Source organism: Amycolatopsis sp. H20-H5 (genome assembly GCF_035828755.1).
Classification (GTDB): Bacteria; Actinomycetota; Actinomycetes; order Mycobacteriales; family Pseudonocardiaceae; genus Amycolatopsis.
The window spans coordinates 1-25,178 of sequence record NZ_JAYMZS010000125.1 but is presented as its reverse complement, the minus strand read 5'-3'; the positions used below and the strand labels follow the sequence as shown (position 1 = coordinate 25,178).

28 protein-coding genes are annotated in these 25,178 nt (G+C 70.2%); 12 read left to right on the top strand and 16 right to left on the bottom strand.

The features are described from left to right. Positions 1–121: 121 nt before the first annotated feature. From QMK34_RS39730 to clpS, 3 genes are read right to left on the bottom strand one after another with little or no spacing between them, the layout of a single operon-like run. The gene (locus QMK34_RS39730) at positions 122–1,153 is read right to left on the bottom strand and encodes a P1 family peptidase (protein ID WP_326419966.1); all 1,032 of its coding nucleotides are present in this window, start codon (positions 1,151–1,153) and stop codon (positions 122–124) included. Then, positions 1,150–1,710, bottom strand: coding sequence for a DUF2017 domain-containing protein (locus QMK34_RS39725; RefSeq protein WP_326419965.1), 561 nt, complete (start codon positions 1,708–1,710; stop codon positions 1,150–1,152). The genes QMK34_RS39730 and QMK34_RS39725 overlap by 4 nt, the downstream gene beginning before the upstream one ends. Positions 1,711–1,744: 34 nt before the next feature. Beyond that, complete coding sequence (gene clpS / locus QMK34_RS39720) at positions 1,745–2,044, bottom strand: ATP-dependent Clp protease adapter ClpS (protein WP_326419964.1); 300 nt, start codon at positions 2,042–2,044, stop codon at positions 1,745–1,747. Between the two features lie 74 nt (positions 2,045–2,118). On the opposite strand from clpS, the gene QMK34_RS39715 reads away from it, so the two are divergent. Genes QMK34_RS39715 through QMK34_RS39705 form a run of 3 tightly spaced genes read left to right on the top strand, consistent with a single transcriptional unit; the run spans position 2,119 to position 4,645 of the window. After that, positions 2,119–3,420 carry a nicotinate phosphoribosyltransferase gene (locus QMK34_RS39715; protein ID WP_326419963.1) on the top strand — a complete coding sequence of 434 codons (1,302 nt, stop codon included), beginning with the start codon at positions 2,119–2,121 and terminating at the stop codon, positions 3,418–3,420. 14 nt (positions 3,421–3,434) lie between these two features. Beyond that, positions 3,435–4,010, top strand: coding sequence for an isochorismatase family protein (locus QMK34_RS39710; protein WP_326419962.1), 576 nt, complete (start codon positions 3,435–3,437; stop codon positions 4,008–4,010). Further along, positions 4,007–4,645, top strand: a complete 639-nt coding sequence (locus QMK34_RS39705; protein WP_326419961.1) for a bifunctional 4-hydroxy-2-oxoglutarate aldolase/2-dehydro-3-deoxy-phosphogluconate aldolase — start codon at positions 4,007–4,009, stop codon at positions 4,643–4,645. Before QMK34_RS39710 ends, QMK34_RS39705 begins: the two co-directional genes overlap by 4 nt. A gap of 550 nt (positions 4,646–5,195) precedes the next feature. On the opposite strand, the gene QMK34_RS39700 is transcribed toward QMK34_RS39705, so the two are convergent. Then, positions 5,196–5,879, bottom strand: a complete 684-nt coding sequence (locus QMK34_RS39700; protein WP_326419960.1) for a choice-of-anchor P family protein — start codon at positions 5,877–5,879, stop codon at positions 5,196–5,198. Between the two features lie 192 nt (positions 5,880–6,071). On the opposite strand from QMK34_RS39700, the gene QMK34_RS39695 reads away from it, so the two are divergent. From QMK34_RS39695 to QMK34_RS39685, 3 genes are all read left to right on the top strand, one after another. Continuing rightward, positions 6,072–6,662, top strand: coding sequence for a biotin transporter BioY (locus QMK34_RS39695; RefSeq protein ID WP_326419959.1), 591 nt, complete (start codon positions 6,072–6,074; stop codon positions 6,660–6,662). Between the two features lie 118 nt (positions 6,663–6,780). Next, complete coding sequence (locus QMK34_RS39690; protein ID WP_326419958.1) at positions 6,781–8,838, top strand: ATP-dependent DNA helicase; 2,058 nt, start codon at positions 6,781–6,783, stop codon at positions 8,836–8,838. Between the two features lie 67 nt (positions 8,839–8,905). Then, positions 8,906–9,259 carry a hypothetical protein gene (locus QMK34_RS39685; RefSeq protein WP_326419957.1) on the top strand — a complete coding sequence of 118 codons (354 nt, stop codon included), beginning with the start codon at positions 8,906–8,908 and terminating at the stop codon, positions 9,257–9,259. A gap of 383 nt (positions 9,260–9,642) precedes the next feature. Here the strand turns inward: QMK34_RS39685 and QMK34_RS39680 are convergent, their stop codons facing one another. The 4 genes from QMK34_RS39680 to ctaD form a co-directional block, all read right to left on the bottom strand. Further along, positions 9,643–10,044, bottom strand: a complete 402-nt coding sequence (locus tag QMK34_RS39680) for an OsmC family protein (protein WP_326419956.1) — start codon at positions 10,042–10,044, stop codon at positions 9,643–9,645. Positions 10,045–10,088: 44 nt separating this feature from the next. Further along, the gene (locus tag QMK34_RS39675) at positions 10,089–10,868 is read right to left on the bottom strand and encodes a peptidyl-tRNA hydrolase (protein ID WP_326419955.1); all 780 of its coding nucleotides are present in this window, start codon (positions 10,866–10,868) and stop codon (positions 10,089–10,091) included. After that, positions 10,865–12,094 (bottom strand): phosphoserine phosphatase SerB, encoded by a 1,230-nt coding sequence (gene serB / locus QMK34_RS39670; RefSeq protein WP_326419954.1) that lies wholly within the window; start codon positions 12,092–12,094, stop codon positions 10,865–10,867. Before serB ends, QMK34_RS39675 begins: the two co-directional genes overlap by 4 nt. A 100-nt stretch (positions 12,095–12,194) precedes the next feature. Next, entirely contained in the window at positions 12,195–13,973 is a 1,779-nt protein-coding gene (gene ctaD / locus QMK34_RS39665; protein WP_326419953.1) for an aa3-type cytochrome oxidase subunit I, read from the bottom strand. Positions 13,974–14,115: 142 nt separating this feature from the next. Between ctaD and QMK34_RS39660 the strand changes: the two genes are divergently transcribed. Beyond that, positions 14,116–14,946: an aminoglycoside phosphotransferase family protein gene (locus QMK34_RS39660; RefSeq protein ID WP_326419952.1), complete on the top strand. Its 831-nt coding sequence runs from the start codon at positions 14,116–14,118 to the stop codon at positions 14,944–14,946. A 31-nt stretch (positions 14,947–14,977) separates the two neighbouring features. Further along, positions 14,978–15,475 carry a GNAT family N-acetyltransferase gene (locus tag QMK34_RS39655; protein WP_326419951.1) on the top strand — a complete coding sequence of 166 codons (498 nt, stop codon included), beginning with the start codon at positions 14,978–14,980 and terminating at the stop codon, positions 15,473–15,475. Here QMK34_RS39655 and QMK34_RS39650 read toward each other — a convergent pair. Together QMK34_RS39650 and QMK34_RS39645 are read right to left on the bottom strand one after the other, a co-directional pair. Continuing rightward, a complete protein-coding gene (locus QMK34_RS39650) occupies positions 15,472–15,768 on the bottom strand; it encodes a hypothetical protein (protein WP_326419950.1) in 297 nt (98 codons plus the stop codon). The genes QMK34_RS39655 and QMK34_RS39650 overlap by 4 nt on opposite strands. Before the next feature lie 27 nt (positions 15,769–15,795). Beyond that, positions 15,796–16,488, bottom strand: coding sequence for an AraC family transcriptional regulator (locus tag QMK34_RS39645; protein ID WP_326419967.1), 693 nt, complete (start codon positions 16,486–16,488; stop codon positions 15,796–15,798). A 112-nt stretch (positions 16,489–16,600) separates the two neighbouring features. Here QMK34_RS39645 and QMK34_RS39640 point away from each other — a divergent pair, with 112 nt between their 5' ends. After that, the gene (locus QMK34_RS39640; RefSeq protein ID WP_326419949.1) at positions 16,601–17,170 is read left to right on the top strand and encodes a class I SAM-dependent methyltransferase; all 570 of its coding nucleotides are present in this window, start codon (positions 16,601–16,603) and stop codon (positions 17,168–17,170) included. Between the two features lie 8 nt (positions 17,171–17,178). Here the strand turns inward: QMK34_RS39640 and QMK34_RS39635 are convergent, their stop codons facing one another. Next, positions 17,179–18,303, bottom strand: a complete 1,125-nt coding sequence (locus tag QMK34_RS39635) for an alkaline phosphatase family protein (RefSeq protein WP_326419948.1) — start codon at positions 18,301–18,303, stop codon at positions 17,179–17,181. 46 nt (positions 18,304–18,349) lie between these two features. On the opposite strand from QMK34_RS39635, the gene QMK34_RS39630 reads away from it, so the two are divergent. Then, positions 18,350–18,559 (top strand): FmdB family zinc ribbon protein, encoded by a 210-nt coding sequence (locus QMK34_RS39630; protein WP_326419947.1) that lies wholly within the window; start codon positions 18,350–18,352, stop codon positions 18,557–18,559. Between the two features lie 3 nt (positions 18,560–18,562). On the opposite strand, the gene QMK34_RS39625 is transcribed toward QMK34_RS39630, so the two are convergent. Further along, a complete protein-coding gene (locus QMK34_RS39625; RefSeq protein WP_326419946.1) occupies positions 18,563–19,681 on the bottom strand; it encodes a trans-sulfuration enzyme family protein in 1,119 nt (372 codons plus the stop codon). A 58-nt stretch (positions 19,682–19,739) separates the two neighbouring features. Here QMK34_RS39625 and QMK34_RS39620 point away from each other — a divergent pair, with 58 nt between their 5' ends. Next, complete coding sequence (locus QMK34_RS39620) at positions 19,740–20,231, top strand: Lrp/AsnC family transcriptional regulator (protein ID WP_326419945.1); 492 nt, start codon at positions 19,740–19,742, stop codon at positions 20,229–20,231. Here QMK34_RS39620 and QMK34_RS39615 read toward each other — a convergent pair. The 4 genes from QMK34_RS39615 to dhaK form a co-directional block, all read right to left on the bottom strand. After that, complete coding sequence (locus tag QMK34_RS39615; RefSeq protein ID WP_326419944.1) at positions 20,209–21,990, bottom strand: 3-hydroxyacyl-CoA dehydrogenase family protein; 1,782 nt, start codon at positions 21,988–21,990, stop codon at positions 20,209–20,211. The genes QMK34_RS39620 and QMK34_RS39615 overlap by 23 nt on opposite strands. A 207-nt stretch (positions 21,991–22,197) precedes the next feature. Continuing rightward, positions 22,198–22,872: a dihydroxyacetone kinase phosphoryl donor subunit DhaM gene (gene dhaM / locus QMK34_RS39610; RefSeq protein ID WP_326419943.1), complete on the bottom strand. Its 675-nt coding sequence runs from the start codon at positions 22,870–22,872 to the stop codon at positions 22,198–22,200. Next, entirely contained in the window at positions 22,869–23,498 is a 630-nt protein-coding gene (dhaL, locus tag QMK34_RS39605) for a dihydroxyacetone kinase subunit DhaL (protein WP_326419942.1), read from the bottom strand. The genes dhaM and dhaL overlap by 4 nt, the downstream gene beginning before the upstream one ends. Position 23,499: 1 nt before the next feature. After that, complete coding sequence (gene dhaK, locus QMK34_RS39600) at positions 23,500–24,498, bottom strand: dihydroxyacetone kinase subunit DhaK (RefSeq protein ID WP_326419941.1); 999 nt, start codon at positions 24,496–24,498, stop codon at positions 23,500–23,502. Positions 24,499–24,747: 249 nt separating this feature from the next. Between dhaK and QMK34_RS39595 the strand changes: the two genes are divergently transcribed. After that, positions 24,748–25,047 carry a hypothetical protein gene (locus QMK34_RS39595; protein ID WP_326419940.1) on the top strand — a complete coding sequence of 100 codons (300 nt, stop codon included), beginning with the start codon at positions 24,748–24,750 and terminating at the stop codon, positions 25,045–25,047. Positions 25,048–25,178: the final 131 nt, after the last annotated feature.

Genomic DNA, 25,178 nt, shown 5'->3' with positions numbered 1-25,178 from the left:
TGACCGACCAGTGCTCGCGCGTCCAGAAACTCCCGATCCGCCCGCTCCACACCCTGCATGACACTATTCTCCCAGCTCAGCATGCCATTTCAAGGAGACACGCCGATTATTCAGCAGCCTCCTAGAACGCTTCCGGCCAGACGTCGCGATAGGCCGTGACGCCGCCCGCGGTCTCGGCGGCCAGCAGGCCGTGGACCATCGCCCTGGCGAAGACCCGTGCGGCCGCCGAGCAGAGCTTGTCCAGCGCGCCCGCGCGCTGCGGCGAGCCGAACGAACCGCTCTCTTCCGGCAACTCACGCGCGCCGGTCGCGAGCGCGAAGACCGTGTCGCCGTCGAACATCGTGTGGGAGGGACGCACCGAGCGGGCCAGGCCGTCCTGCGCCGCGACGGCCAGCCGCCGGCACTCCGCCTTCGACAGGGCCGCGTCGACCGCGACCACGCCGATGGTGGTGTTCAGGTCGGTGGTGATCGGCGGCACCTCGGCGGACCGGTCCGGCCAGCGGACGCCGAACTCGCCGCCGACCTCATGATCCGCCGCGAACGGGCGGCCGGTGGTGAAATCGACAGCCTGCCCGGAAGCGTTGACAGCGGCCAGCGCGCCGACGGTGAACCCGTCGACCACCTCACTCGCCGTACCGATCCCCCCTTTGAGTGAACCGACGGCCGCACCGGCGCCCGCGCCCACAGTGCCCTGCGCGACGCCCTGCGCGACGCCCTGCGCGACGCCCTGCGCGACCTGTCCACTCGTGGCCGCTTCACAGGCCGCGTACCCGAAAGAGGCGTCCGGACGGTTGCCCCAGGCGCCACGGGGCAGGTCGAACAGCACCGCGGAGGGCACGATCGGCACGACCTCGTAGGGCTCCGGCCCGACCCGGAAGCCCAGGTTCCGCTCCGCGAGCCAGCGCATCACGCCGTCGGCCGCCGCGAGGCCGTACGCGCTGCCGCCGGACAGGCAGATCGCGTTCACCCGCTGCACCAGGTTCTCGGGCTCGAGCAGGTTCGTGTCGCGGGTGCCGGGCGCTCCGCCGCGCTGGTCGACCGCGCCCGTCGCGCTCCCCGGCACCAGCACCACCGTCGTCCCGGTGGCCCAGCCACCGCCGAGCCGCTCGTGGTGCCCGACCAGCACCCCCGGGACGTCAGTGAGGCCGCTCAAGAAGTGACCAGCGCCTGGATCAGTGTCTCCTGCACCCAGGTCAGCCAGTGGTAGACGCCGAGGTGCGGCGAGCGCGGGTCGTCGTCCGGCAGCTCGTCGGGCATGTCGTCGGTGACGTCCAGCGCGGTGCCCAGCGCCAGCCGGACGTCGTTGAGCGCGCCGAGCCAGGCGTCGGCCTGCTCCTCGGTCAGCTCGACCTCGCCGCCGTCGCGCGGGAGGGTCCCCAGCACGAGCTGGGCGACACCGACCTTCGCGTCGAGCAGCTCCGGCTCGTGCAGCGACCGCATCGCGGCGGCCGAATCGAGGTCCTCGCGCGTCGGGTTGTCCGGGTCGAGCCGATGGAAGTCCGGCAGCAGCCGCGAGAGCACCGGGTCGTCCGGGGACTCCGTCGGGCCGGTGCGAATGCCGGTCAGCTCGGCCAACTCGTCCTGCGGGGCCTCTTCGGCGCGCGCGGTCAGCATGTCCTCGAGCTGGCTGACCAGACCGCGCAGCACCGCTGCTTCCTGCTGCTCGAAACCGGCGAAGATGTATTCGCCCTTACGGCTCCAGCCCTTCATGACCAGGCCTCCTCGGGAGGATGTGCGTCGGGGCTCACGTGGGCTGTTCCATCGTCGCCCAGAGACCAGCGGCCTGCAGCTTCGCCACGTCGATCTCCACCTTTTCCTTCGAGCCGGACGACACGATGGCCTTGCCCTTGTTGTGGACGTCGAGCATGAGCTTGGTGGCGTGGTCCCGGCTGTAACCGAACAGCTTCTGGAGCACGTACGTCACGTAGGACATGAGGTTGACCGGGTCGTTCCAGACGACTGTCCGCCACGGCTTGTCCTCGGCGGTGACCTCGACCCCGAGAGGATCGACCTGCGTCTGTTCGGACGCGACAGGCGTGGACATGCGCTCCATGGTGTCACGGAAGCTACCCGGTATGGGTTGGCAGGTCCGGCCATGTGGGTGAATAGGCTGGCACCATGGGTTTCCCGGAGTCGAGCACGAGCGCCAGCACGGCGCTGCTCACAGACCACTACGAGCTGACCATGCTGGGCAGCGCGCTCGCCGACGGGACCGCCCAGCGGCCCTGCGTGTTCGAGGTTTTCGCCCGACGGCTGCCCGACGGGCGGCGCTACGGCGTCGTCGCCGGCACCGCGCGCGTGCTCGACGCGATCGCGGACTTCAGGTTCACCGACGCGGAGCTCTCCCAGCTGGAGAGCACCGCCGTGGTCGACGACGCCACCCTTTCCTGGCTCGCCGACTACGAGTTCTCCGGGGACATGGACGGCTACGCCGAGGGCGAGCTCTACTTCCCCGGCTCGCCGATCCTCACCGTGACCGGCAGTTTCGCCGAGGCCGTGGTGCTGGAGACGCTGGCGTTGTCGATCCTCAACCACGACAGCGCGATCGCCTCCGCCGCCGCCCGGATGTCCAGCGCGGCGCATGGCAGGCCGATCATCGAGATGGGCGGGCGGCGCACCCACGAGTACGCGGCCGTCGCCGCCGCGCGCTCGGCGTACCTCGCCGGGTTCGCCACGACGTCCAACCTCGAGGCCGGGCGCCGCTACGGCATCCCCACCAGGGGGACCGTCGCGCACGCCTTCATGCTGCTGCACGACAGCGAGGAGCAGGCGTTCCGCGCGCAGGTCGACAAGATGGGCGCGGACACCACCCTGTTGGTGGACACCTACGACATCACCGCGGGCATCGAGACCGCCGTCCGCGTGGCCGGGCCGGAGCTCGGCGCGATCCGCATCGACTCCGGCGACGTCGGCCCGCTGGCCCGCAAGGCCCGCGAGCAGCTCGACTCGCTCGGCGCGAAGGACACCCGGATCGTCGTTTCGGGTGACCTCGACGAGCACGCCATCGCGGCCCTGCGCGCCGAACCGGTCGACGCGTACGGCGTCGGCACCTCGGTCGTCACCGGATCGGGTGCCCCGACCGCGGGAATGGTCTACAAGCTCGTCGAGGTCGACGGCAGGCCCGTCGCCAAGCGGAGCGCGCACAAGGAGTCCCGCGGCGGCCGCAAGACCGCGCTGCGCCGCCACCGCGACACCGGCACCGCCGTCGAGGAGGTCGTCTGGTCGGGTGACAACGCGCCGGAACCCGGCCAGCACGACGAGCCGCTGCAGATCCCCCTGGTCCGCGCCGGGCGGACCGTGGATGATTTGCCTTCACTGGACGACGCGCGGCAGCGCCTGCGCCGTGCGCTGGTGAGCCTGCCATGGGAGGGCCTCAAGCTCTCGCACGGCGACCCCGCCATTCCGACGTTGTTTCTCTGAGAGGGAGAGTTGCCATGGGGACCGCCCTGATCGTGGTGGACGTGCAGAACGACTTCTGTGAAGGCGGGTCGCTCGGCCTGCCCGGCGGGGCGGCCGCGGCCGCGGCGATCTCGAAGCAGGCCGCCGCGGGTGGCTACGACCACGTCGTCGCCACCCGCGACTACCACGTCGACCCCGGCGACCACTTCAGCGAGACGCCGGACTTCACCACCAGCTGGCCGCGCCACTGCGCGGCCGGGACGCCCGGCGCGTCCTTCCACCCCGCGCTGGACGTCGTCCCGATCGGCGCGGTGTTCTCGAAGGGCGAGTACACGGCCGCGTACTCCGGCTTCGAGGGCAACGCGGACGACGGCAAGACACTGGAGGCCTGGCTGCACGAGCACGAGGTCACCGAGGTCGAGGTCGTCGGCATCGCGACCGACTTCTGCGTCCGGGCCACCGCGCTGGACGCGGCGAAAGCGGGCTTCACCGTCCGGGTCCTGCTGGACCTCACAGTCGGCGGCTCGCAGCCGACCGTCGACGCGACGCTGAAGGACTTCGACGAGGCCGGGGTGACCTACACCGGCACAGCCGTGGTCCCCGCCGCATGATCGTGCAGGACTTCCAGGACGACCTCGCGCGACACCGGCTGGTCGCGATCCTGCGCGCCACGGACGCGAGCCGGTTCACCGACGCGGCGACGGTCCTGCACGCGGCAGGCGTGCGCCTGCTCGAGGCGACGCTGACCACCCCTGGTGCGCCCGGGGCGATCGCCGCGATTCGCAAAGGGCTCGGCGACGGTGTCTGGGTCGGCGCGGGCAGTGTCCGTGAACCGTCCGATGTGGACATCGCCGCTGATGCCGGGGCGTCCTATCTGGTTACGCCCACGGTCAACCCGGGGGTGCTTGAGCGCGCGCACGAGCGAGGACTGCCGGTGATCTGTGGTGCGCTCACGCCGACCGAGATCGATCAGGCTTGGCGGCTGGGCGCAGCCGCGGTGAAGGTTTTTCCCGTGGCGGCGGTGGGTGGGGTGGCGTACCTGCGGGCGGTACGGGCGCCGATGCCGGATGTTCCGCTCGTGCCCACCGGCGGGGTGCACCTTGCCGACGTCGAGGGGTACCTGGGGGCTGGGGCTATTGCTGTCGCCGCGGCTACTCCGCTGCTCGGGGATGCTCTTGCCGGGGGGAGCCTGGCTGGGCTTGCCGCTCGGGCCAGTGAGTTTGTCGGGGTTGCGGCTCGGTTTTGAGTCTGGTTTTTTGGCCAGCGCGCTTACAAACTCGCGCCGCCAGGTCGCCCCTGGCACCCAGCGGCGGTGCGGGTCTTTGGTTGCGTCCTGAGGTGCGGCTAGAAGCCTGTGTTTTTTGGCCAGCGCGCTCACAAACTCGCGCCGCCAGGTCGCCCCTGACTTCCAGCGTAAGTGCGGCTTTGTTTTTAGGGGGGCGACCTGCCGTCGCGAGTTGGGAGGCCCTGGCGGGCCTGAAAGAGGGCGCGCGGCGGTGAAGTCTCCGCTCGCAGGGCTCGCGGAGACGCTGTGGTTGGGGACCACGCTGGGGTTGGTTTTTGTGGTGCGTGGTGGGGGCGAGTCTGGGTGGGGCGGTGGCTGGTGCGGCTTCGTCTTGGCGGTTCCGCCTATCGTGAAGTCTTGGGGTTCGGGCCAGGCGTGGCCACGTCTTGGAGGCGGTTGGGATAGCGCTCGGTCTTGGGTTCGGTGATGTGCGGGGTTTGGCGGGTGGCGCGAGTGGTTTGACTGTCCCTGAAGGCCACCTTCACGGCGTTTTACGCCGTGAAGGTGGCCTTCAGGGGCTGGGGCTTGGGGTTTTGCCGTAGGGGTTGCAGCGGGCTGAGGCCAGGTAGATGTCGCCCTTCGCGGGGCCGCCCTTGGGGAAGAGTTTCAGGTGGGCCGCCGTGGTCAGGAGGCTGCCGTCCGCTGGGTCGGGGGTTACCACCTCGTTGACCGTCACCGTGGCCATCGGGGTTCCGGCTGGGCCGCCGGGGATGGTGATCTTGTAGTTGGTGGGGATCGTCGTGGGGACCGTGAAACCCGTCACCTGGCCCAGATCTATGTAGGCCGCGCTGCCGCTTGTCGTGGTGGTGCTGCACTTCGCGCCGAACGTGCGGATCTTGAGGTCGGGGCCGCCGAAACGCCGCAAGACCTGGGTCTCGAAGCGGCGACCGCTGGACTCGCCCGTCGCGATCGTGTCGGTGCGCCCGCAGGACGTCGAGCCGTTGCCGAAGGTCGCGATGTCGCCGGTCACGCCGCCGCTCGTGGTGGCGCTCTGCAGGCCGTCGACGGCGCACTGAGCCAGCTCGGCGGTGACGATGTGCTCGTTGCCGATCGTCACGTCGACCTTGCCGACCGAGGCTGACGCCGTCGAGGTGAAGGTGTCGGCGTCGGCGACCGCCGCGACGGGGGCAGCGGCCAGTGCGCCGGTCAGCGCTGTCACCAGCGCCAGCCTCAGTGTCTTACGGGATTTCCTCATCACCGGCCTCCTGATGGTTGGCAGCTGTCCGTGTTTCCATCGGCAGTCACCACGACGAGCGTGACCGGGCCGCCGATACACCACTCGGACGAGTGGATCTGCCGGTTGTGGTGAGGAACGCGACTTGTCGGTTGAGATTCGTTCCGTCCCGGTTAACCTCGGTTCACATTCGTGCGCTCATTGGAGGTCCCCGTGTCTTCGCAGTCCTTCGCCGGTCGACGGCTCGTCCTCGCCGACCTCGTGCCCGGCACCCTCGTCCGCGACGCCGCGCTGGTCGCCGGTGGCGCCGGGCTGACCGGCCTGGCCGCGCAGATCGCGATCCCCGTGCCCGGCACCCCGGTGCCGATGACGCTGCAGACGTTCGCCGCCCTGCTGGTCGGCGCCTCGCTCGGCTGGCGTCGCGGCGGCACCGCGATGCTCGTGTACCTGCTGGTCGGCGCGCTGGGCGTGCCCTGGTTCCAGCACGGCACCTCCGGCCTGTCCGGCGCGAGCGCCGGGTACGTCGTGGGTTTCGTGTTCGCCGGTGCCCTCGTCGGCGCGCTGGCCGGGCGCGGCGGCGACCGCACCCCGCTGAAGACCGCGGGCACGATGGTCCTCGGCAATGTCATCATCTACGCCTTCGGCGTCCCCTGGCTGATGGCCGCCGCGGGCTTCGACTTCAGCACCGCGTTCGCCAAGGGCGTCACCCCGTTCCTCATCGGCGACGCCGTGAAACTCGTCGTCGCGGCAGGCCTCCTGCCCGCCGTCTGGGCCGTCGTCACCAAGTTCCGCAAAGACGCCTAAATGCCTCTGAAGGCCATCCTTGATGGCGCCCCCACGCGACAGCGTTTAACGCCGTCATGGTGGCCTTCAGGGACAACGGGTCCCGGGACTGTCGGACCGCGCGGCTAGTGTGTCATCCGTGCCTGTCAGAGCAGATTTTCCCGGCGTCCTCGAACTCCTCACCCACGCGGTGGAGTCCGTGGGCGGAGCCGAGCGTGAGGGCCAGGTCCAGATGGCGGACGCCGTGGGCCGCGCCATCCGCACCGGCGAGCATCTCGCCGTCCAGGCCGGGACGGGCACCGGCAAGTCGCTCGCCTATCTGGTCCCGGCGATCCGGCACGCCGTCGAGAAGGAGAAGACGGTCGTGGTCTCCACCGCCACGATCGCGCTCCAGCGCCAGCTCGTCGACCGTGACCTCCCCCGCCTCGCGAAGGCGCTGAAGAAGCCACTGGGCCGCACGCCGACCTTCGCCATCCTCAAAGGCCGCCGCAACTACCTGTGCCTGCACCGGCTCGACTCCGGCGCCCCCGACGATCCCGAGGACCAGCAGCTGTTCGACCCGTTCGCCGTCTCGCGGATGGGCAAGGAGGTCACGCGCCTGCGCGAATGGTCCTCCGACACCGAGACCGGCGACCGCGACGAGCTCGTCCCCGGCGTCACCGACCAGGCCTGGCGTCAGGTTTCCGTGACCGCGCGGGAATGTCTCGGCGTCGCCAAGTGCCCCATCGGCACGGTCTGCTTCGCCGAGAAGGCCCGTGCCGAGGCCGGTCGTGCGGACGTGGTCGTCACGAACCACGCCCTGCTCGCCATCGACGCCCTGCAGGGTTACCAGGTCCTCCCCGAGCACGACCTGGTGATCATCGACGAGGCCCACGACCTGGTCGACAGGGTCACCTCCGTCGCCACCGGCGAGCTGACCAGCGCGATGGTCGCGGTCGCCGCGAGGCGCTGCGGCAAGCTGATCGACGCCGACATAGCCGACAGCCTGCTCGAATCCGGTGACGGCCTGGCCCTGCTGCTCGACGACCTGCCCTCGGGCCGGATGGACGAGCTGCCGAGGCCGCTCACCGGCGCGCTGCCCGCCATCCGCGACGCGGCACACCACTGCATCAAGGCACTGGGCTCGGATCGCAAGGAGGACCTCGACGGCGCCACCGCGCGCAAGCTGGCGCGCTCGCTGCTCGACGAGGTGCACGACACCGCGGTCCGCCTGCTGGAGGCCTTCGACCAGGACCAGGCGCACCAGCGTGACGTCGTCTGGCTGGCGAACGACCAGTTCTCCAACAACCCCCGGCCCCCCGCGCTCAAGGTCGCCCCGCTGGGCGTCGCAGGCCTGCTGCGCGAGCGCGTGTTCAACCTCAACACCACGGTGCTCACGTCGGCGACGCTGACGCTGGGCGGCAACTTCGACACGATGGCCCGGCAGTGGGGCCTGCCGCCCGGCCAGGCGAAGGTCGTGAAGGCCGAGGGCACCGCGACCGACAAAGCCCCGCCAGCGGACACCGACGACAAGGACGGCCCCAAGTGGACCGGCCTCGACGTCGGCTCGCCGTTCGACCACAAGCGCAACGGGATCCTGTACCTGGCCAAGCACCTCCCGCCGCCCGGCCGGGACGGGCTCGCGAAATCCACCATGGACGAGCTGGCCGAGCTGATCGAGGCCGCGGGCGGGCGCACCCTGGGTCTGTTCTCGTCGATGCGCGCGGCGAAACAAGCCGCCGAGGCGATGCGCGAGCGGCTGGAGCACCCGATCCTTTGCCAGGGTGACGATTCGACCTCGCTGCTGGTGCGCAAGTTCTCCGACGACCCGCGCACCTGCCTGTTCGGCACGCTGACCCTCTGGCAGGGCGTGGACGTCCCCGGCCCGTCCCTGCAGCTCGTGGTGGTGGACAGGATTCCATTCCCCCGCCCGGACGACCCCGTCTCCTCGGCCCGCCAGCGGGCGGTGGAGGCCAGGGGTGGAAACGGTTTCCTGACCGTCGCGGCGACGCACGCGGCCCTGCTGCTCGCACAGGGAACTGGACGCCTGCACCGGTCGGTGAGCGATCGCGGCGTCGTCGCGGTGCTCGATTCCCGCCTCGCCAACGCCCGCTACGGCGGTTTCCTGCGCGCATCGCTGCCGCCATTCTGGCCCACCATGGATCCCCAGGTGGCACGCGACGCCCTACGCAGACTCGACGCGGCCGCCCCGGCCTGAGCCCCATCCATGCGTACGCGGCTACGCCCGGTACCGTGGACAGAACGGATAGACAAGGGAGAACCGGTTGTCCCAGGACTCGCCCAACGCACATTCCCGGACGGTCAGCGTCGATGACACCGGGGTGCGACGCCAGCTCGCGGACGGCAGCGAAGAGGCCGTCACCTGGGCCGAGCTGTCCGCCGTGGTGGTCAGAGTGATCCCCGAGGGCCCGTGGAAGGAAGACGTCTTCTTCATGCTCGCCGGAGAAGGCGGCAAAGGCACCGCGATCCCCAGCGGCGACCCCGCGGCCGACGCCCTGATCGAGCGGTTGCAGACACTTCCCGGCTTCGACAACGACAAGTTCGTCGAAGCCATGACCACCGACGCCGACGAGGCGTATGTGGTCTGGAGCAAGGAAGACGCACCGGCGAATTCTTGATCTGCCATGCGGGTGGTGGGGTGCGGTTAGAAGCCTGTGTTTATTGGCCAGCGCGCTCACAAACTCGCGCCGCCAGGTCGCCCCGACTCCCAGCGTAAGTGCGGGTTTTGGTTGCGTCCTGAGGCGCGGTTAGAAGCCTGTGTTTATTGGCCAGCGCGCTCACAAACTCGCGCCGCCAGGTCGCCCCGACTCCCAGCGTAAGTGCGGGTTTTGCTTTGAGGGGGGCGACCTACCGTCGCGAGTTGGGGCGGCCTGGCGGCCGCGAAAGAGGGCGCGCGGCGGTGAAGTCTCCACTCGCAAAGCTCGCGGAGACGCTGTGGTGCCGGACCACAGCTGGGGTTGGGTTGTTGGGTTGGGTTGTTGGGTTGGGTTGTTGGGGCGCTTTAGGTGGGGAAGGTTTCTGTTACTGGGGTGGGCTTTTTTAGGGTGCGGCTTACTGTGCAGAGGCGGGTTATGGCGCGGTCGACCGCTTTTGCGAGGGCTTCGCGCTGGGGGGTGGCCAGGGCGGAGATGTCCAGGTCGAAGGCTAGGTGGATGGCGTCGAGTTCTTGGGCGCCGTCGCGGCGGTCGGCTGAGACGGCTACACGGAATGTTGAGTCGTTGCCGATGCGTCGGGTGATGAGCTCCTCGGCGGTTATGGCGGCGCAGCCCGCGGCGGCGATCTGCAGGAGTTCGGCGGGTGAGAATGCGCCCGCCGCCCCCGTGCGCCCCAGGTGGACCTCGGCACCGCGTTCGTTGCGGCCGACGAACCGGTGCTCGCCGTCGCGGCGCACTTCCAAAGCCATCGCACTCTCCCAGCCTCGACAAAGCAGCTACCGGCAGAACCCGGTCAGCCCAGACGTTGTTCCGCGGTCCACTGGCCGAGAACCGTGACCGTGCCGGGGTCGACCTCGGTGAATCCGGCGTCGCGGACCTCGACGACGCCGTCGCGACGCCAGGCTCCCGCCCGATCTTCGCCCGGGGACAACGCCTTCCACCTCGCGACCGCCGGAGTCCGCACAGCGACGCGGTAGCCGTTCGCCGCCCAGCGCGCCAGCGGGGCTTCCTCAAGCAGGGAAGCCAGGATCATCGTCGCATGGCCGACCTGCGCGGCCGCCTTGCCGACGGTCATCGACACCTCGGGGTTGAGCAGCAGCAGCGGGACACCGTCCGGGATCGGGCCCGGCTCGTCCGCCGGCAGCTCACTCCCGGAGATCTGCAGCCGTGAGACCTCCTTGGGCGCGTCCACCACGCGGCCGGGCACCAGTGCCCGCGCCTCGGCGCCGTCGATCTCGACGGTGATGCCCGGCAACTCCTGCACCCCCGCCCAGTGCGCGCCGCGGGCGCGCCGGGCGACCTTGCGGATCCGGCCGTCGATCCAGTCGTACAACGGCTCGTGCCATTCACTGCCCGGCCGGGCGCGGTCGTCAAGGCAGACCGCCAGCGCCGCCGCGGCCGCGGCTTCCAGCAGCGGGGTCCGGCCGGGCGGGTCCGCCCGCTCGATGTGCAGGATCACCGGCATCGCCCGGACCTCCTCCGGCAGCTCGCCGGCGGTGTCGGCCGTGTCCTCATCGGCCAGGCCCAGCCAGTACGCGTATCGCGCGGTCAGCAGTTCGAGCAGCTGGTTCATGGGCGGAGCAGTTCGAGCCCGTCGGCCGCGTCGGCGGCGTCGACCTCGGCGCGGGTGATGCCGAGCATGAACAGCACGGCGTCGAGGTACGGATGCGAAAGCGCCGTGTCGGCGACCTCGCGCAGCGCGGGCTTGGCGTTGAACGCCACTCCCATACCCGCGGCGGCCAGCATGTCGATGTCGTTGGCGCCGTCACCCACCGCGACACACTGGGCCAGCGGGATCCCGTACTCCCCGGCGAAGCGGCGAAGCGCTGTCGCCTTGCCTGCGCGATCGACGATTTCGCCGACCACCCGGCCGGTGAGCTTCCCGTCGACGACCTCCAGCTCGTTCGCCGCGGCGAAGTCGAGGCCCAGGTCCTCCACCAGGTGGTCGATGACCCGGGTGAACCCGCCGGAGACGACCCCGCAGCGGAACCCCAGCCGCTTCAGCGTGCGGACCGTGGTGCGGGCGCCGGGCGTGAGCTCCAGCGTGACCGCGACCTCGTCGAGCACCGTCTCGGGCAGGCCCGCCAGCAGCGCGACCCGGCGTTCCAGCGACTCGGAGAAGTTGAGCTCGCCGCGCATGGCGGCCTCGGTGATCTCCCGGACTTCCGGCTCGACCCCGGCGTGCGCGCCGAGCATCTCGATGACCTCGCCCTGCACCAGCGTCGAGTCGACGTCGAAGACCACCAGCCGCTTCGCGCGGCGGGCGAGCCCTGCCCGCTCGACGGAGATGTCGACCCCGACGTCGGACGCGGCCGCGGACAGTGCCAGCCGGAGCGCGGCGTCGGACTCGACGGTGTCCTCGGCCGAGGACACGAACAGCTCGAGCCCGGTCACCGGGTAGTCGGCGAGGCTGCGGATCGAGTCGATGTTGACCTCCAGGGCGGCGAGCCTGCGGGCGACCTCGGAGAAGGCCCGCGCTGTCACCGGGCGGCCGAGCATGACCAGGACGTGTGTGGAGTCGCGGCGGCCCAGCGCGAACGGGTCCTCGCCGATCGCCGAGCCGATCCGCACGTCGACCTGCATGCCGACCGAGGCCATCGCCTGCTCGACCGTCTCCTGCAGCCCCTCGGGATCGCGGTACACCCCGGCGAGCACCCCGAGGATCAGCCGCCCGCGGATGACCACCTGCTCGACGTCGAGCACGTCGACGTCGTGCCGGGTGAGCACGGCGAAGGCGACCGACGAGACGCCCGGCTTGTCAGGGCCGGTGATCGTGATGAGGACAGGAGTCTGGGTCACTGGGCTCTTCCCCTGAAGTCGTGGTGCCGGTGTACACAGAAAAAAGGCGCGTGCCCGGCCTCGCGAGGAGGAAGGGCACGCGCCGTGAATCCTGGGAGATCTACTGCTCGCTCCCGTTGTCCTTGCTGTGGTCACCCGGCATGACGGCGTCGGTCAGCACCTGCGAAGGAGCCTTGCCGTGCCCCAGCCTCGGCTTGCCGAAGAAGCCGATCTCGCCTTCGGAGTGGAGGCGCTCGACCATATGCGGGTAGTGCAGCTCGAACGCCGGGCGCTCCGAACGGATCCGGGGCAGCTCGGTGAAGTTGTGCCGCGGCGGCGGGCACGACGTCGCCCATTCGAGGGAGTTGCCGTAGCCCCACGGGTCGTCGACCGTGACGATCTCGCCGTAGCGGTAGCTCTTGAAGACGTTCCAGATGAACGGCAGCGTCGACGCGCCCAGGATGTAGGCACCGATCGTCGAGATCGTGTTCAACGTGGTGAAGCCGTCACTGGTCAGGTAGTCCGCGTACCGGCGGGGCATGCCCTCGGCGCCGAGCCAGTGCTGCACCAGGAACGTGCCGTGGAAGCCGATGAACGTGGTCCAGAAGTGCCACTTGCCGAGCTTCTCGTCCATCATGCGGCCGGTGATCTTCGGGAACCAGAAGTAGATCCCGGCGAAGGTGGCGAACACGATCGTGCCGTAGAGCACGTAGTGGAAGTGCGCGACGACGAAGTACGAGTCCGACACGTGGAAGTCGATCGCCGGCGCCGCGAGGAGCACCCCGGTCAGCCCGCCGAAGAGGAAGGTGACGATGAAGCCCATCGAGAAGATCATCGGCGTCTCGAAGGACAGCTGGCCCTTCCACATCGTGCCGATCCAGTTGAAGAACTTGACGCCCGTCGGGACCGCGATCAGGAAGGTCATGAAGGAGAAGAAGGGCAACAGAACGGCGCCGGTCGCGTACATGTGGTGTGCCCACACCGCGACGGACAGGGCCGCGATCGCCAGCGTCGCCCAGACCAGGCCCTTGTAGCCGAAAATCGGTTTGCGGCTGAAGACCGGGAAGATCTCAGACACGATCCCGAAGAAGGGCAGCGCCACGATATAGACCTCTGGATGGCCGAAGAACCAGAACAAGTGTTGCCAGAGGATCACCCCGCCGTTTTCCGGATCGAAAACGTGCGCCCCCAGATGTCGATCCGCCAGCAGCCCCATCAGGGCCGCGGTCAGGATCGGGAACGCCAGCAGGATCAGGATGCTGGTGACCAGGATGTTCCAGGTGAAGATGGGCATCCGGTACATCGTCATACCCGGCGCGCGCAGGCAGATCACCGTGGTGATCATGTTGACGCCACCGAGGATGGTGCCGAGACCGGACACGACCAGGCCGGAGATCCACAGGTCCGCGCCGACGCCCGGCGAATGGATCGCGTCCGACAGCGGGGTGTAGGCGAACCAGCCGAAGTCGGCGGCACCACCCGGGGTCAGGAAGCCGGACAGGACGATCAGGCCGCCGAAGAGGTAGAGCCAGTACGAGAACGCGTTCAGCCGCGGGAAGGCGACGTCGGGCGAACCGATCTGCAGCGGGAGGATGAAGTTCGCGAAGCCGAACAAAATCGGCGTCGCGTACAGCAGCAGCATGATCGTGCCGTGCATGGTGAACAACTGGTTGTACTGCTCCTGGGACAGGAACTGCTGTCCAGGCCGCGCGAGCTCCGTACGGATCAGCATCGCCATCGCTCCGCCCGCCATGAAGAAGGCGAACGACGTCACGAGGTACATGATGCCGATTTGCTTATGGTCCGTCGTGCGGAACAACCGCAGCAGGTACGAACCCTTAACCGTCTCGCGCGCGGGGTACGGGCGCGTCGCGATCGGCTTGGGGGCTACGGCCGTCACTCCTGCCTCCAACACTCAAACCTTGTGGTGGTCATGGTTCCGCCGCCTGCCGGCTCGCGAGAACTCGAGTCCGACCTGACGGCTAGGAGGATCGTAGCCCTCACTACTCCGCGTCGCGCGCACCGGCTGGCAAGATCGCGCCATGGCTGACGTCTACACCGTCTCCGCACTCGCCGCGGCGCTGGAGGTGGCCCGCGCGCACGGGGTGTCCACAAAGGCCCCGGAGATCCTGCACGAGCGGTCGAACGTGCTGGTGAGACTGGGTTCGGTGGTGGCTCGGGTGCCCGCGACCACGCTGCTGCTGCGGCCGGATCCGACCCCGTGGCTGGCCCTGGACGTCGCTCTTTCGAGGTACCTCACCGAGTGTGATGTGCCCGTCGTCTCACCGACCACGGATCCCCCGGCCGGGCCGCACTTCGCCCAGGGCCTTCCGGTCACTCTCTGGCACTACACCCCGCACGGCCCCGGCGGCGAGTTGCCCATCGCCGACATAGCGGCATCACTCGCCCGGGTGCACGAAGCCCTGCGTGAGTATCCCGGCGAACTCCCGGAACACGGGCCGCTGGACGACGTCCACCGGATGCTCGACCTGCACGGGCACACCATGGACGGCGCGGCGGGCGAGCTGCGCGCCGAAGCCGTCCGCATCGCCGCGGAGCTGCCGGACGAACCGGCGCAGGCGCTGCACGGGGACGCCCATCCCGGCAACGTCGTGGCCACCGAGGCTGGACCGTGCTGGCTCGATTTCGAGGATGCCTGGCGGGGCCCGCTCGGCTGGGACCTGGGGGCCTTCGTCAAACAGGCCGGTCCGGACGTGCTGGTGAGTTACCCCGGCCGGGTGACAGTGGCCTCGCTGGAGCCGTTCACGCGGCTGCGGAACCTGTTCGAGGTGCCCTGGCGCTACCTCATCGCGCAGCGCTATCCGCATCGACTCGGTGAGGCGCGAGAAGCCCTCTCGCGTTATTTCGGCTGATTCTGTCGGTGCCCGGAGCTACCTTCGGAGGGTGCTGACAGAGATCAAGACCGAACGGCTGCTCCTGCGGCGGCCCCGGGAAGAAGACCGTCAAGCGCTGGTCGCCCTCCAGCACAACCCGCGGACGAACACGTTCAACGCGGTCAAGCCGACGCCGGAGAAGGCGGCCGCGGACGTCGAAAGGTGGTTCCAGCACTGGTCGGAGCACGGCTTCGGCTACTTCGCGGTCAGCGAGATCGGAAGCGACGAGATCGCCGGGATAGCCGGGGTGCGGCATCACGAGTTCGAGGACGAGCAAATGCTCAACCTGGCCTACCGTTTCCAGCCGTCGACCTGGGGCAACGGCTACACCACCGAGGCGGCCGCCGCAGCCGTCGAATGGGCGGAGCGGGAGCTGCCGGAGCTCCCGGTGCTGATCAGCGTCAACGTCACCAATCTCCCGTCGCTGAAGGTCGCCGAGCGGCTCGGGTTCACCGGTTACACGGAGAGCCGGTACGAGAACGCCCTTGTCCGGAACTACCGGCGCTAGCGGCGGCGGGTGGGCTTGCGCCGGGCCCTGGCGTCCCAGCAGGGCCGGTGCCAGTGGCGCCGGTCGTCGATCGAGCCGGTCTCGTCGGCGGGCCACACCACGAGGTGCGGCGTGCCGGGGCGGATCTCGTGATCGCAGCCGGGGCAGCGGTAGGACTTCGTCGCCTGCGAGCCCGGCACGGTCCGGACGAGCCACTCGCCGTCCTGGGCGGTTTCGGCGCGCGCCCAGCCCGTCGCGGCTCCCACTCCGGGGGCGTCCTGGTTCCCCCGTTCGGGGCGGTTACGTCTGGGCACAACGAAAACCGTAGCGCGGAGTGGGGCTCAGGACCCGAAGTAGGCCCCGGGCGGAATACCGACGGCTCGCCGGAACGCGGCCACGAACGCGCTGGGCGACGAGTAGCCCACGCGCCGCGACACCGCCGTCAGCGGCATGCCCTCGGCGAGCAGGGGTAGCGAAGCTCGGAGGCGCACCTGCGTGCGCCAGACGCCGAAGGTCACCTGGCACTCGCTGAGGAAGAGCCGGGCCAACGTCCGTTCCGCGGCCCCGGCGAGCCGCCCGAACTCGGCCAGCCCCCGCGGGTCCGCCGGGTCGGCGAGCAGCACGCGGGCCACCACCCGCGCCCGCTCGTCCGCCGGGAGCGGCACCGTGATGGGCACTACCTCGATCGGCTGGAGCAGGTCGAACGCGACGGCCTCGGCCCGCCGCCGGGCGTCGTCGGTGATGCCCTCGCCCGCGAGGTACTCCAGCAGTTCGCGCAGCACCGGCCGGACGGCCACCAGCCGTGGACCCGGCCAGCTCACCGGGCAGCTGCCCGGTTCGGCGTAGATCCCGAGCATCCGCGCCCGCGAAGGCGCGCCGGTGCGATGGCCGACGCCCGCGGGCACCCAGAGCGCGCGGGTCGGCGGAAGCACCCAGTACTCGTCGCCGATGCCGACCGCGACGATCCCGCGCGCCGCCCACACCAGCTGGTGACGGTCGTGGTCGTGGGACGCGTACCAGGTCCCCGCGGACATCTCGAACTCGCCGAAGAGCACGCTCCGGTCCGAAGCCGGAAGTCTGTATCGCGACACGATCTGGCAGCCTATCGCCTATCCGCCATCAGGTGCCCGGCCTAGCGTTCCTGGCATGCCGATGAATCACGTACACCGCAAGCTGTGCAGCTCGGAGAAATGGGCCAGCCAGGTCGCCTCGGTCCTGCCCGAGGCGCTGAACGGCCAGGAGCTGGGCGAGTCCGTGCTCGAGATCGGCCCTGGCTTCGGCGCGACCACCCGGGTGCTCGTCGACCTCGTCCCGAAGCTCACCGCCGTGGAGATCGACGAGGCGTCGACGGCGTTGCTGCACAAGGAGTTCGGCGACCGGGCGACGATCAGGCAGGGCGACGGCGCGGCGCTGCCCTTCGAGGACGGCACGTTCTCGTCGGTCGTCTGCTTCACGATGCTGCACCACGTGCCGACCGTCGCCCGGCAGGACGCGATCTTCGCCGAGGCCCACCGCGTCCTGCGGCCAGGCGGGCTGTTCTTCGCGACCGACAGCCAGCTGAGCTTTCGCTTCCGGCTGCTCCACATCGGCGACACGATGAACGTGCTCGACGCGTCGACGCTGCCCGGCAGGCTCGCGACGGCCGGGTTCACCGGAGTCGAGGTCGACCACGAACCGAAGCGGCGCGTGAAATTCTCCGCGACCAAGCCCGGCTGAGCTGGGGTTCAGCCGCGCGCGAGCACCAGCGGGACCAGCTGCTCGGCCGTGGTGAGTGAGCCGTGGTGGCCCTTGAGCGAGGATTCGACCGCCTCGGCGAGCTCCCTGACCATGCCGAACCGGCCGGTCGCGGCGGCGACCACGTCCCCGATCCTCGGCCGGACACGGTCGCTGACCGGCCCGAACCAACCCGCTTCGGCGGCTTCGTCGCGCGAAAGGACCCACGCCCGGTCACCGAGGACCTCGCGCCAGGCCGTGAGCACGTCCGCCGCGGCCCCGGCCTCGGTGTAGACGTGCCGGGCCCGGACCTCCCCGCCGATCGCGCGCACGCCCGCCGCCAACTCGGGCGTCTCGTCGATGTCGAGCACCCCGTCGACGTCGACCATCCCGTGGTCGGCGACGACGGCCAGCAGCGCCCCGGCGGGCAGGCCGTCCACAATGGACTCAACGAGCCGGTCCACGTGCCTCAGCTGCATCCGCCACGGCAGCGAACCCGGCCCGTACAGATGGCCCATCATGTCGAGTTCGCTGTGGTAGGCATAACAAAACGCGGGCGCACCGTCGAGCGCGCGCAACGCAAGGGCGGCCAGGTCGCCGAGCGCGTGGACCCCGACGTACCGGGCACCTGTCTGCGTCGCGCGGGTGAGCGCGGTGTTGGCGAACTGCGCCGAGGACACCACACTCGTCTCGATCCCGGCCGCGGTCGCGCGCTCGAAAGTGGTGGGCAGCGGCTGGACCTCACGCGGCGGGAGTGCACCGCGCAGGTCGCCGCCGTCGACGTGACTGCACCAGCGCAGGGCGTTGAGCACGCCCGTGCCCGGCATTTCGAAGGTGTAGCCGACCATGCCGTGCTCGCCCGAAGCCAGCCCGGTGCCGATCGCCGCGACCCCGGCCGCGGTGGTCGCCGGGAACCCGACCCGCAGCGGGCACTTCGCCAGCTCGGTCAGCACGGGGGCGTCTTCGGCGTGGGCGGCGAGCAGCTCCCAGCCGAGACCGTCGATGAGCAGCACGCACGCCTTGCTCGTTTCGGGCACCGCGAGCGAGTTCGCGAACTCGCTCGCGCCCAGCGCGGAGAGGACGGACGGGACGACTTGGCCGAGGTGCGGAACGTCGGCGAGCACGGGAAGATCCACAGGTCCCAGCTTCCCACCCGGGCGCGGGCTCGTCATAATTCGTTTCATGCCGACTTACGCCTACCGCTGCCGTGAATGCACCGGGACCTTCGAACTCCTGCGGCCGATGAGCGAGTCCGGCGCGCCCGCCCCCTGCCCGGACGGCCACACCGACACCGTCAAACTGCTGACCACGGTCGCGCTGACCGGGGCGGCGGCGGGACCGTCCGCCCCGGCCGGTGGCGGCGGGTGCTGCGGTGGCGGCTGCTGCGGCTGAGCCTCAGCAGGTCTTGAGCGCCTGCTCGAGGTCGTGCCACAGGTCCTCGACGTCTTCGAGCCCAACCGACATCCGGATCAGCTTGTCGGTGACCCCGGAGTCGTGACGGTCCCCCTCGTCCACGATCCGGTGACTGATCGAAGCCGGGTGCTGGATGAGCGTGTCGACGCTGCCGAGGCTCACCGCGGGCGTGATCAGGCGGACGGCGCCGATCAGCGCGTGCGGGTCACCCTCGACCTCGAACGCGACGAGCGGACCACCGATGCCCGGATAGTGCACCGCGCGCACGGCCGGGTGCGACCTCAGGCGTTCGACGAGTTCGGCGGCGGTGGCCGAGGCGGCGTTGACGCGCAGCGGCAGCGTGGAAAGCCCGCGCAGCAACAGATATCCGGCGAGCGGGTGCAGCACCCCGCCGGTGGCGAAACGGATCTGCCGCAGCCGCCCGGCGTCCTCGGCACCGCAGGCCACGACCCCGCCCATCACGTCACCGTGCCCGCCGAGAAACTTGGTGGCGCTGTGCAGCACGAGCCGCGCGCCGTGTTTGCCGGGCCGCTGCAGCACCGGCGTCGCGAAGGTGTTGTCGACCAGCAGCGGAACTTCGCCGCACGCTTCGGCGAGCGCCGCGATGTCGACCTCGCTCAGCGTCGGGTTGGCGGGGGTCTCGACGAGCACGAGCCCGGTGTCCGGCCGCAGCGCCGCGCCGACGGCGTCCGGCGCGGCCCAGGTGACCTCGGTGCCGAGCAGGCCGGAGCTGAGAATGTGGTCGGTGCAGCCGTAAACCGGGCGCACGGCCACGACGTGCCGCTTGCCCTGCGCGACCGAGGCGAGCAGGCAAGCCGTCACGGCGGCCATGCCGCTGGCGAAGGCGACAGCGTGCTCGAAGCCCTCCAGCTCGGCGAGCGCCTGCTCGAACCGCTCGACGGTCGGGTTGCCGACGCGGCCGTAGATCGGCAGGCCGGGGACGGCGCCGGTGGCGGCGAACCGGTCGATGCGGGCGGCCTCTTCGGCACTGTCGCGCGACGGGTAGGTCGTGGACAGGTCGAGCGGCACGGCATGGACGCCGAGGTCCGTGAGATCGTCACGGCCGGCGTGGACAGCTCGGGTGCGCAGCGCGGAAGTCATGCCTCGATGTTCGTTCCTTGCACGGCACCGACGCAATATCCTCGGATATAATTCGGCCATGACGGACACTGTCGCACTCAGTTCGGCCGATCTCGAGATTCTCCGCGTCCTGCAGAACGACGCCCGGATCTCGAACAAGGACCTGGCCGCCACCGTCGGCATCGCCCCCTCGACCTGCCTCGACCGAGTGGCCCGCCTGCGCGAAACCGGCGTCATCACCGGCCAGCACGCGCAGGTCGACGCGGCGAAACTCGGCCGCCCGCTGGAGGCCTTCCTGTTCGTCCAGGTCCGCCCCCACCGCCGCCCGCTGGTCGACCCGTTCATCGAGCACCTGCTGGCCCAGCCGGAGGTCCGCTCGGTCTACCACCTGACCGGCCCCGACGACTTCCTCGCCCACGTCGCGACCAGCTCGGCTTCGGAGCTGCAGCGCCTGGTCCTCGACGAGCTCACGGCCCGCGACGAGGTCGCCCGCGTACACACGAACCTCGTCTTCCAGCACTGGAGCGGGGGACCTTTGCTGCCGCCGATCAGGAGACGGAGTAGTCCTTGAAGCCCTTGCCGGTCTTGCGGCCGAGACGGCCGGCGGTGACGAGGTGCTCAAGGAGCGGGGCGGGGGCGAAGCCCTCCTCGCGGAACTCGTTGAACAGGGTGCGCTGGATCGCCAGTGAGACGTCGAGGCCGACGACGTCGAGGAGTTCGAACGGGCCCATCGGGAGGCCGCAGCCGACCTTCATCGCGGTGTCGATGTCGTCGGCGGCCGCGTAGTGGGCCTCCAGCATCTTGACCGCGTCGTTGAGGTACGGGAACAGCAGCGCGTTGACGATGAAGCCCGCCCGGTCGCCGCAGTGCACCGGCTGCTTGCCGACGGCCGCGCACACCGCGGTCGCGGTGGCGATGACGTCCGGGGCGGTGGCGATCGTCGAGACGATCTCGACCAGTTTCATCACCGGGGCCGGGTTGAAGAAGTGCAGGCCGACCACGTCGGACGGGCGGGACGTCGCCGCCGCGCACTCGATGACCGGCAGGGACGAGGTCGTCGTCGCCAGGATCGCGCCGGGTTTGACCACGTCGTCGAGCGCGGCGAACACCGCTTGCTTCACCGCGAGTTCCTCGGCCACGGCCTCGACGACCAGGTCGACGTCGGCGAGCTCCTCGAAGTCCACCGCCGGTGAGATGCGGGCCAGCGCGGCCGTCGCGTCCTCTTCGGACAGTTTGCCGCGCACGACAGCCTTGTCCAGAGACTTCTTCACCCGCGCGACCGAGGCCGCGGCCTTCTCCGCGCTGCGGGCGCGCAGCACGACGTCGTACCCGCGCTTGGCGAACACCTCCACGATGCCGGTGGCCATCGTGCCGGTGCCGACGACGCCGACCTTCCACACTTTGCGCGCGCCGCCCGAGTCCACAGTGGACGCCGGGGTGAGGCCGTCCGCCACCACGGTGGGCGAGTCCGGCGCGTCGTAGGTGTAGAAGCCGCGGCCGGTCTTACGGCCGAGCAGGCCCGCGGTGATCATCTGCTTGAGCAGCGGTGCCGGGGCGTGCAGCCGGTTGCGCGACTGGTGGTACATCGTATCCAGGATCTCGTAGGCCGTATCCAGCCCGATCAGATCGAGCAGCGCCAGTGGACCCATCGGGTAGCCGCAGCCGTAGCGCATCGCGGCGTCAAGGTCCTCACGCGTCGCGTAGCGCTGCTCGTACATGCGCACCGCGTGGTTGAGGTAGCCGAACAGCAGGGCGTTGGCGATGAAGCCCGCCCGGTCGCCGATCACCACGGGCGTCTTGCCGAGCCGCTCGGCGAACGCGACGACGTCGGTGACGACCTCGGGTTCGGTGACCACGGTGCGCACGATCTCGACCAGCTTCAGCACGGGCGCGGGGTTGAAGAAATGCATCCCGACGACCTTGCCCGGCCGGGCGGTGTGCACGCTGATCTCGGTGATCGACAGCGACGAGGTGTTGGAGATGAACACGGTGTCAGGCCGGGTGATCTTGTCCAGTTCGCGGAAGACGTCGGCCTTCGCCTCGAGACTTTCCGGGATGGCCTCGATCACCAGGTCCACATCGGACAGTTCCTGGAGCGAGGTCGAGTAGCGGATCCGGCCGAGCAGGGCCGCCCGCTCGGCGGCGTCGAGCTTGCCGCCCGCCAGCGCGCGCTCGGTGGAGTGGTCGAGATGACCGCGTCCCCGGGTGACGGCCTGGTCGTCGATCTCCACGGCGACCACATCGAGCCCGCTGCGCGCGAGCACCTCCGCGATGCCCGCACCCATGGTGCCGAGACCGATGACGCCCACACTCGAGATTGCCCGTGCCACAACCGGCCTCCGGAGGTTACTCGCTGGTAATTTCCCCGATACTGCCATGCCGGGGCCTGGTCGGCAGAGTTCGTCACCCTCCGAATCGAGTCAGAAGGGCGCAGGTCACCCGGGGCCACACGTCCTGAGCCACCGGGCCGCCCGCTGGCGGGGCACCGCCACGCAGCACCAGCGCGACGGCCGCCGATGGCGCCCACCGAGCGATTCTCACTCCCCGAAGTCGCCTTCCACCAGCTCCTTGACCTTCGCCAGCGCGTCGGCCGCCTGCGGCCCCTTCGCCCGAATCTCGACCCGGTCGCCCTGCCTCGCGCCGAGTGACATCAGCGCGAGCACGCTGTGCGCGTCCGCCTCCTGCTCGCCGAGCCGGACGGTGACCTCGGCGTCGAGCCCGGCGACACTGCGGACCAGCAAGGCAGCTGGCCTCGCGTGCAATCCGACGTCGTTGGTCAGGGTCAGTTCCACCGCCGAGGTGTCTGCCGCGGGCTCCAGCACGGGCATCAGATCGGGTGGCATACCGGCCTCGGCGGCCGCCGCCGCGACGGCCTGGCGATCGGCTCCGCCCTGCGCGGCCACCGCGGCCGCGACGGCGCCCTCCACCAGCGGCGCGTCCACGACCAGCGCCGAAGACGGGTTCGACAGGGACTCGACCGCGAGATCCGCGGTCATCTGCGCGCTGCCGAGGTCGTAGAGCAGGACGACGCCGGAGCCGGAATCCGCGCGCTGGGTGGCGGCGACGACCTCGTCGTAGTCGGTGCCGATGCTGCCGTCGGCGAGACCGCCGGCGGGCAGGATGGTGACATCCGGGGCCATCTGCGCGGCCAGTTCGGCCAGGCCTTCGGCGAGCCGGGCGCTGTGCGAGACCAGCACGATTCCGACGCTCACCGGGCGGCCTCGGCGAACGCGCGGAGCAGCAGGGCGGTCGAACGCGCGCCGGGGTCGAGATGTCCGACTGCTCGTTCTCCCAGGTAGGACGCGCGACCCTTACGCGCCACGAGGTCCACTGTGGACTCGGCGCCCTTGTCAGCGGCGTCGGCGGCAGCGGTGAGCACCGCGGCCGGATCGGCGCCGCCGTCAGCGGCGGCTTCGGCGGCGGCGACCGCCGGGAGCAGGGCGTCGACCATCGTCGCGTCCCCCTCGACGGCCTTGCCGCGCGCCTGCACGCCCTCGAGCGCCGCCTTCAGCGCCTCGACGAGCAACGGGACGTCCAGTTCCCCGGCGTCACCGATCTTGGTGGCGGCCCGCAGGAAAGCGGTGCCGTACAAGGGCCCGGCCGCGCCGCCGACCTTCGAGATCAACGTCGTGGCGGCCAGTTTCGCGACCGCTCCCGGTGTCGCGGGCGTGCCCGCGTCGAGCGCCGCCAGGATCGCGGTGAACCCGCGGTGGAGGTTCTCGCCGTGGTCGGCGTCGCCGATGGCCCGGTCGAGCTCGATCAGCTCCGCCCGGTGTTCGGCGACCACCCCGGCCGCGGCTCGCAGCGCCGTGGCCAAGCCTTCTGCCGTGCAACCCATGTCAGCTCCCCCATCGCAGCGCGGGCGTGCGCACCGGCGCGTCCCACAGCTCGGTCAGCTCGTCGTCGATCTTCAGCAAGGTCAGGCTCATCCCCTGCATTTCGAGGCTGGTGATGTACGGCCCGACCAGCCGGCGTTCGACCACGATCCCATGCTCGGCCAGCAGTCGCTCGGCGATCCCGTGCGCCAGGTACAGCTCGACCAGCGGGGTGCCGCCCATCGAGTTGGTGAACAACAGCACCCGGTCGCCCTCGGCGAACGGCAGATCACTGACGACGGCCTCGACCATTCTCGCGACCAACGCGTCGGCGGGCTCGGCCTTGAGGCGCTCACGGCCGGGCTCGCCGTGGATGCCGATGCCGAACTCGATCTCGTCGTCGGCCAACTCGAAACTGGGCGTGCCCGCGTGCGGCACGGTCGGCGGGGTGAGCGCGACGCCGATCGACCGGACCTGGCCGATCACCTTGCGTGCCAACGCTTCCACCGCATCGAGCGAGTCGCCGCGGGCCGCGGCCGCACCGGCGATCTTCTCCAGCAGGACTGTCCCGCCGACCCCTCGGCGGCCCGCGGTGTACGTCGAGTCCTTGACCGCGACGTCGTCGTCGATGACCACGCTGCGCACGTCAAGGCCGTCTGCCGCGGCCAGTTCGGCGGCGGTCTCGAAGTTGAGCACGTCGCCGGTGTAGTTCTTGACGATCAGCAGCGCGCCCGCGTCCCCGGTGGTCGCCGTGATGCCCGCCTGCACGGCGTCCGGCGTCGGCGAGGTGAAGACCGGGCCCGGCACCGCGGCGTCGAGCATGCCGGGGCCGACGAACCCGCCGTGCAGCGGCTCGTGCCCGGAACCGCCGCCGGAGATCACCGCGACCCGGCCCGTCGGCGCGTCCGTCCGCACCACCACGGCCGGATCGTCCTCGACCCGCAGCAGGTCGGCGTGGGCCAGGGCGAGGCCGCGCAACGACTCCGCGACCACCGCCGCGGGATCGTTGATGATCTTCTTCATGGAAGCCTCCGGCACGTCTTCGGGTCGGTCGGACCCTTCCTACCGCGCCCGGTCAGCCACCGCCAGCGGCCTGGGCCGGAAAGGAGTCGCCGTATCCGGCTTGGTCTGCCGGGCGATCCCCAGCCGAGGCAACGGCCGGACGTCATAGGCGACGTCCACCGCGCCGGGCCGCCGAGGTGCACCCCGGCCGGGTACGTCGCGGCGATCGCCGCATTCTTCGGTGTTCCTTCGCAGGCAAGGTGGTGGTTCTTGTCGGGACTCCTGGCGCTGCTGGCGATCGCCACGGCGGCCTACTTCGTGCCGCCGTACCTGATGGGAAGCTCCGCCGTCCCGATCGACCGGGCCATCGTGGGCAACTACACGAGCCTGATGGTGCACGCGCTGCCCGCCGGGCTGACGCTGATCATCGGTCCGCGGCAGTTCGTGCCGCGGTTGCGGGCTCGTTTTCCGCGGCTTCGCCGGGTGTACCTGATCTCGGTCGTCGCGGCCTGGATGGCGGCGGCGTACTCAGCCGCCGTGTGCCCTGATGGGAGCCTTCACGGCGTCTAACGCTGTCATGGTGGCCTAATGGGGTTTGTTCGGGTCGGGTTCGTAGGCTTGGGCGTGGTGGCTGGTGGTGGGTGAGCACTCGTGTGGCCAGGGTTTTGTGAGACCTTCCTGAAGACCGTGCCCTCACCGTC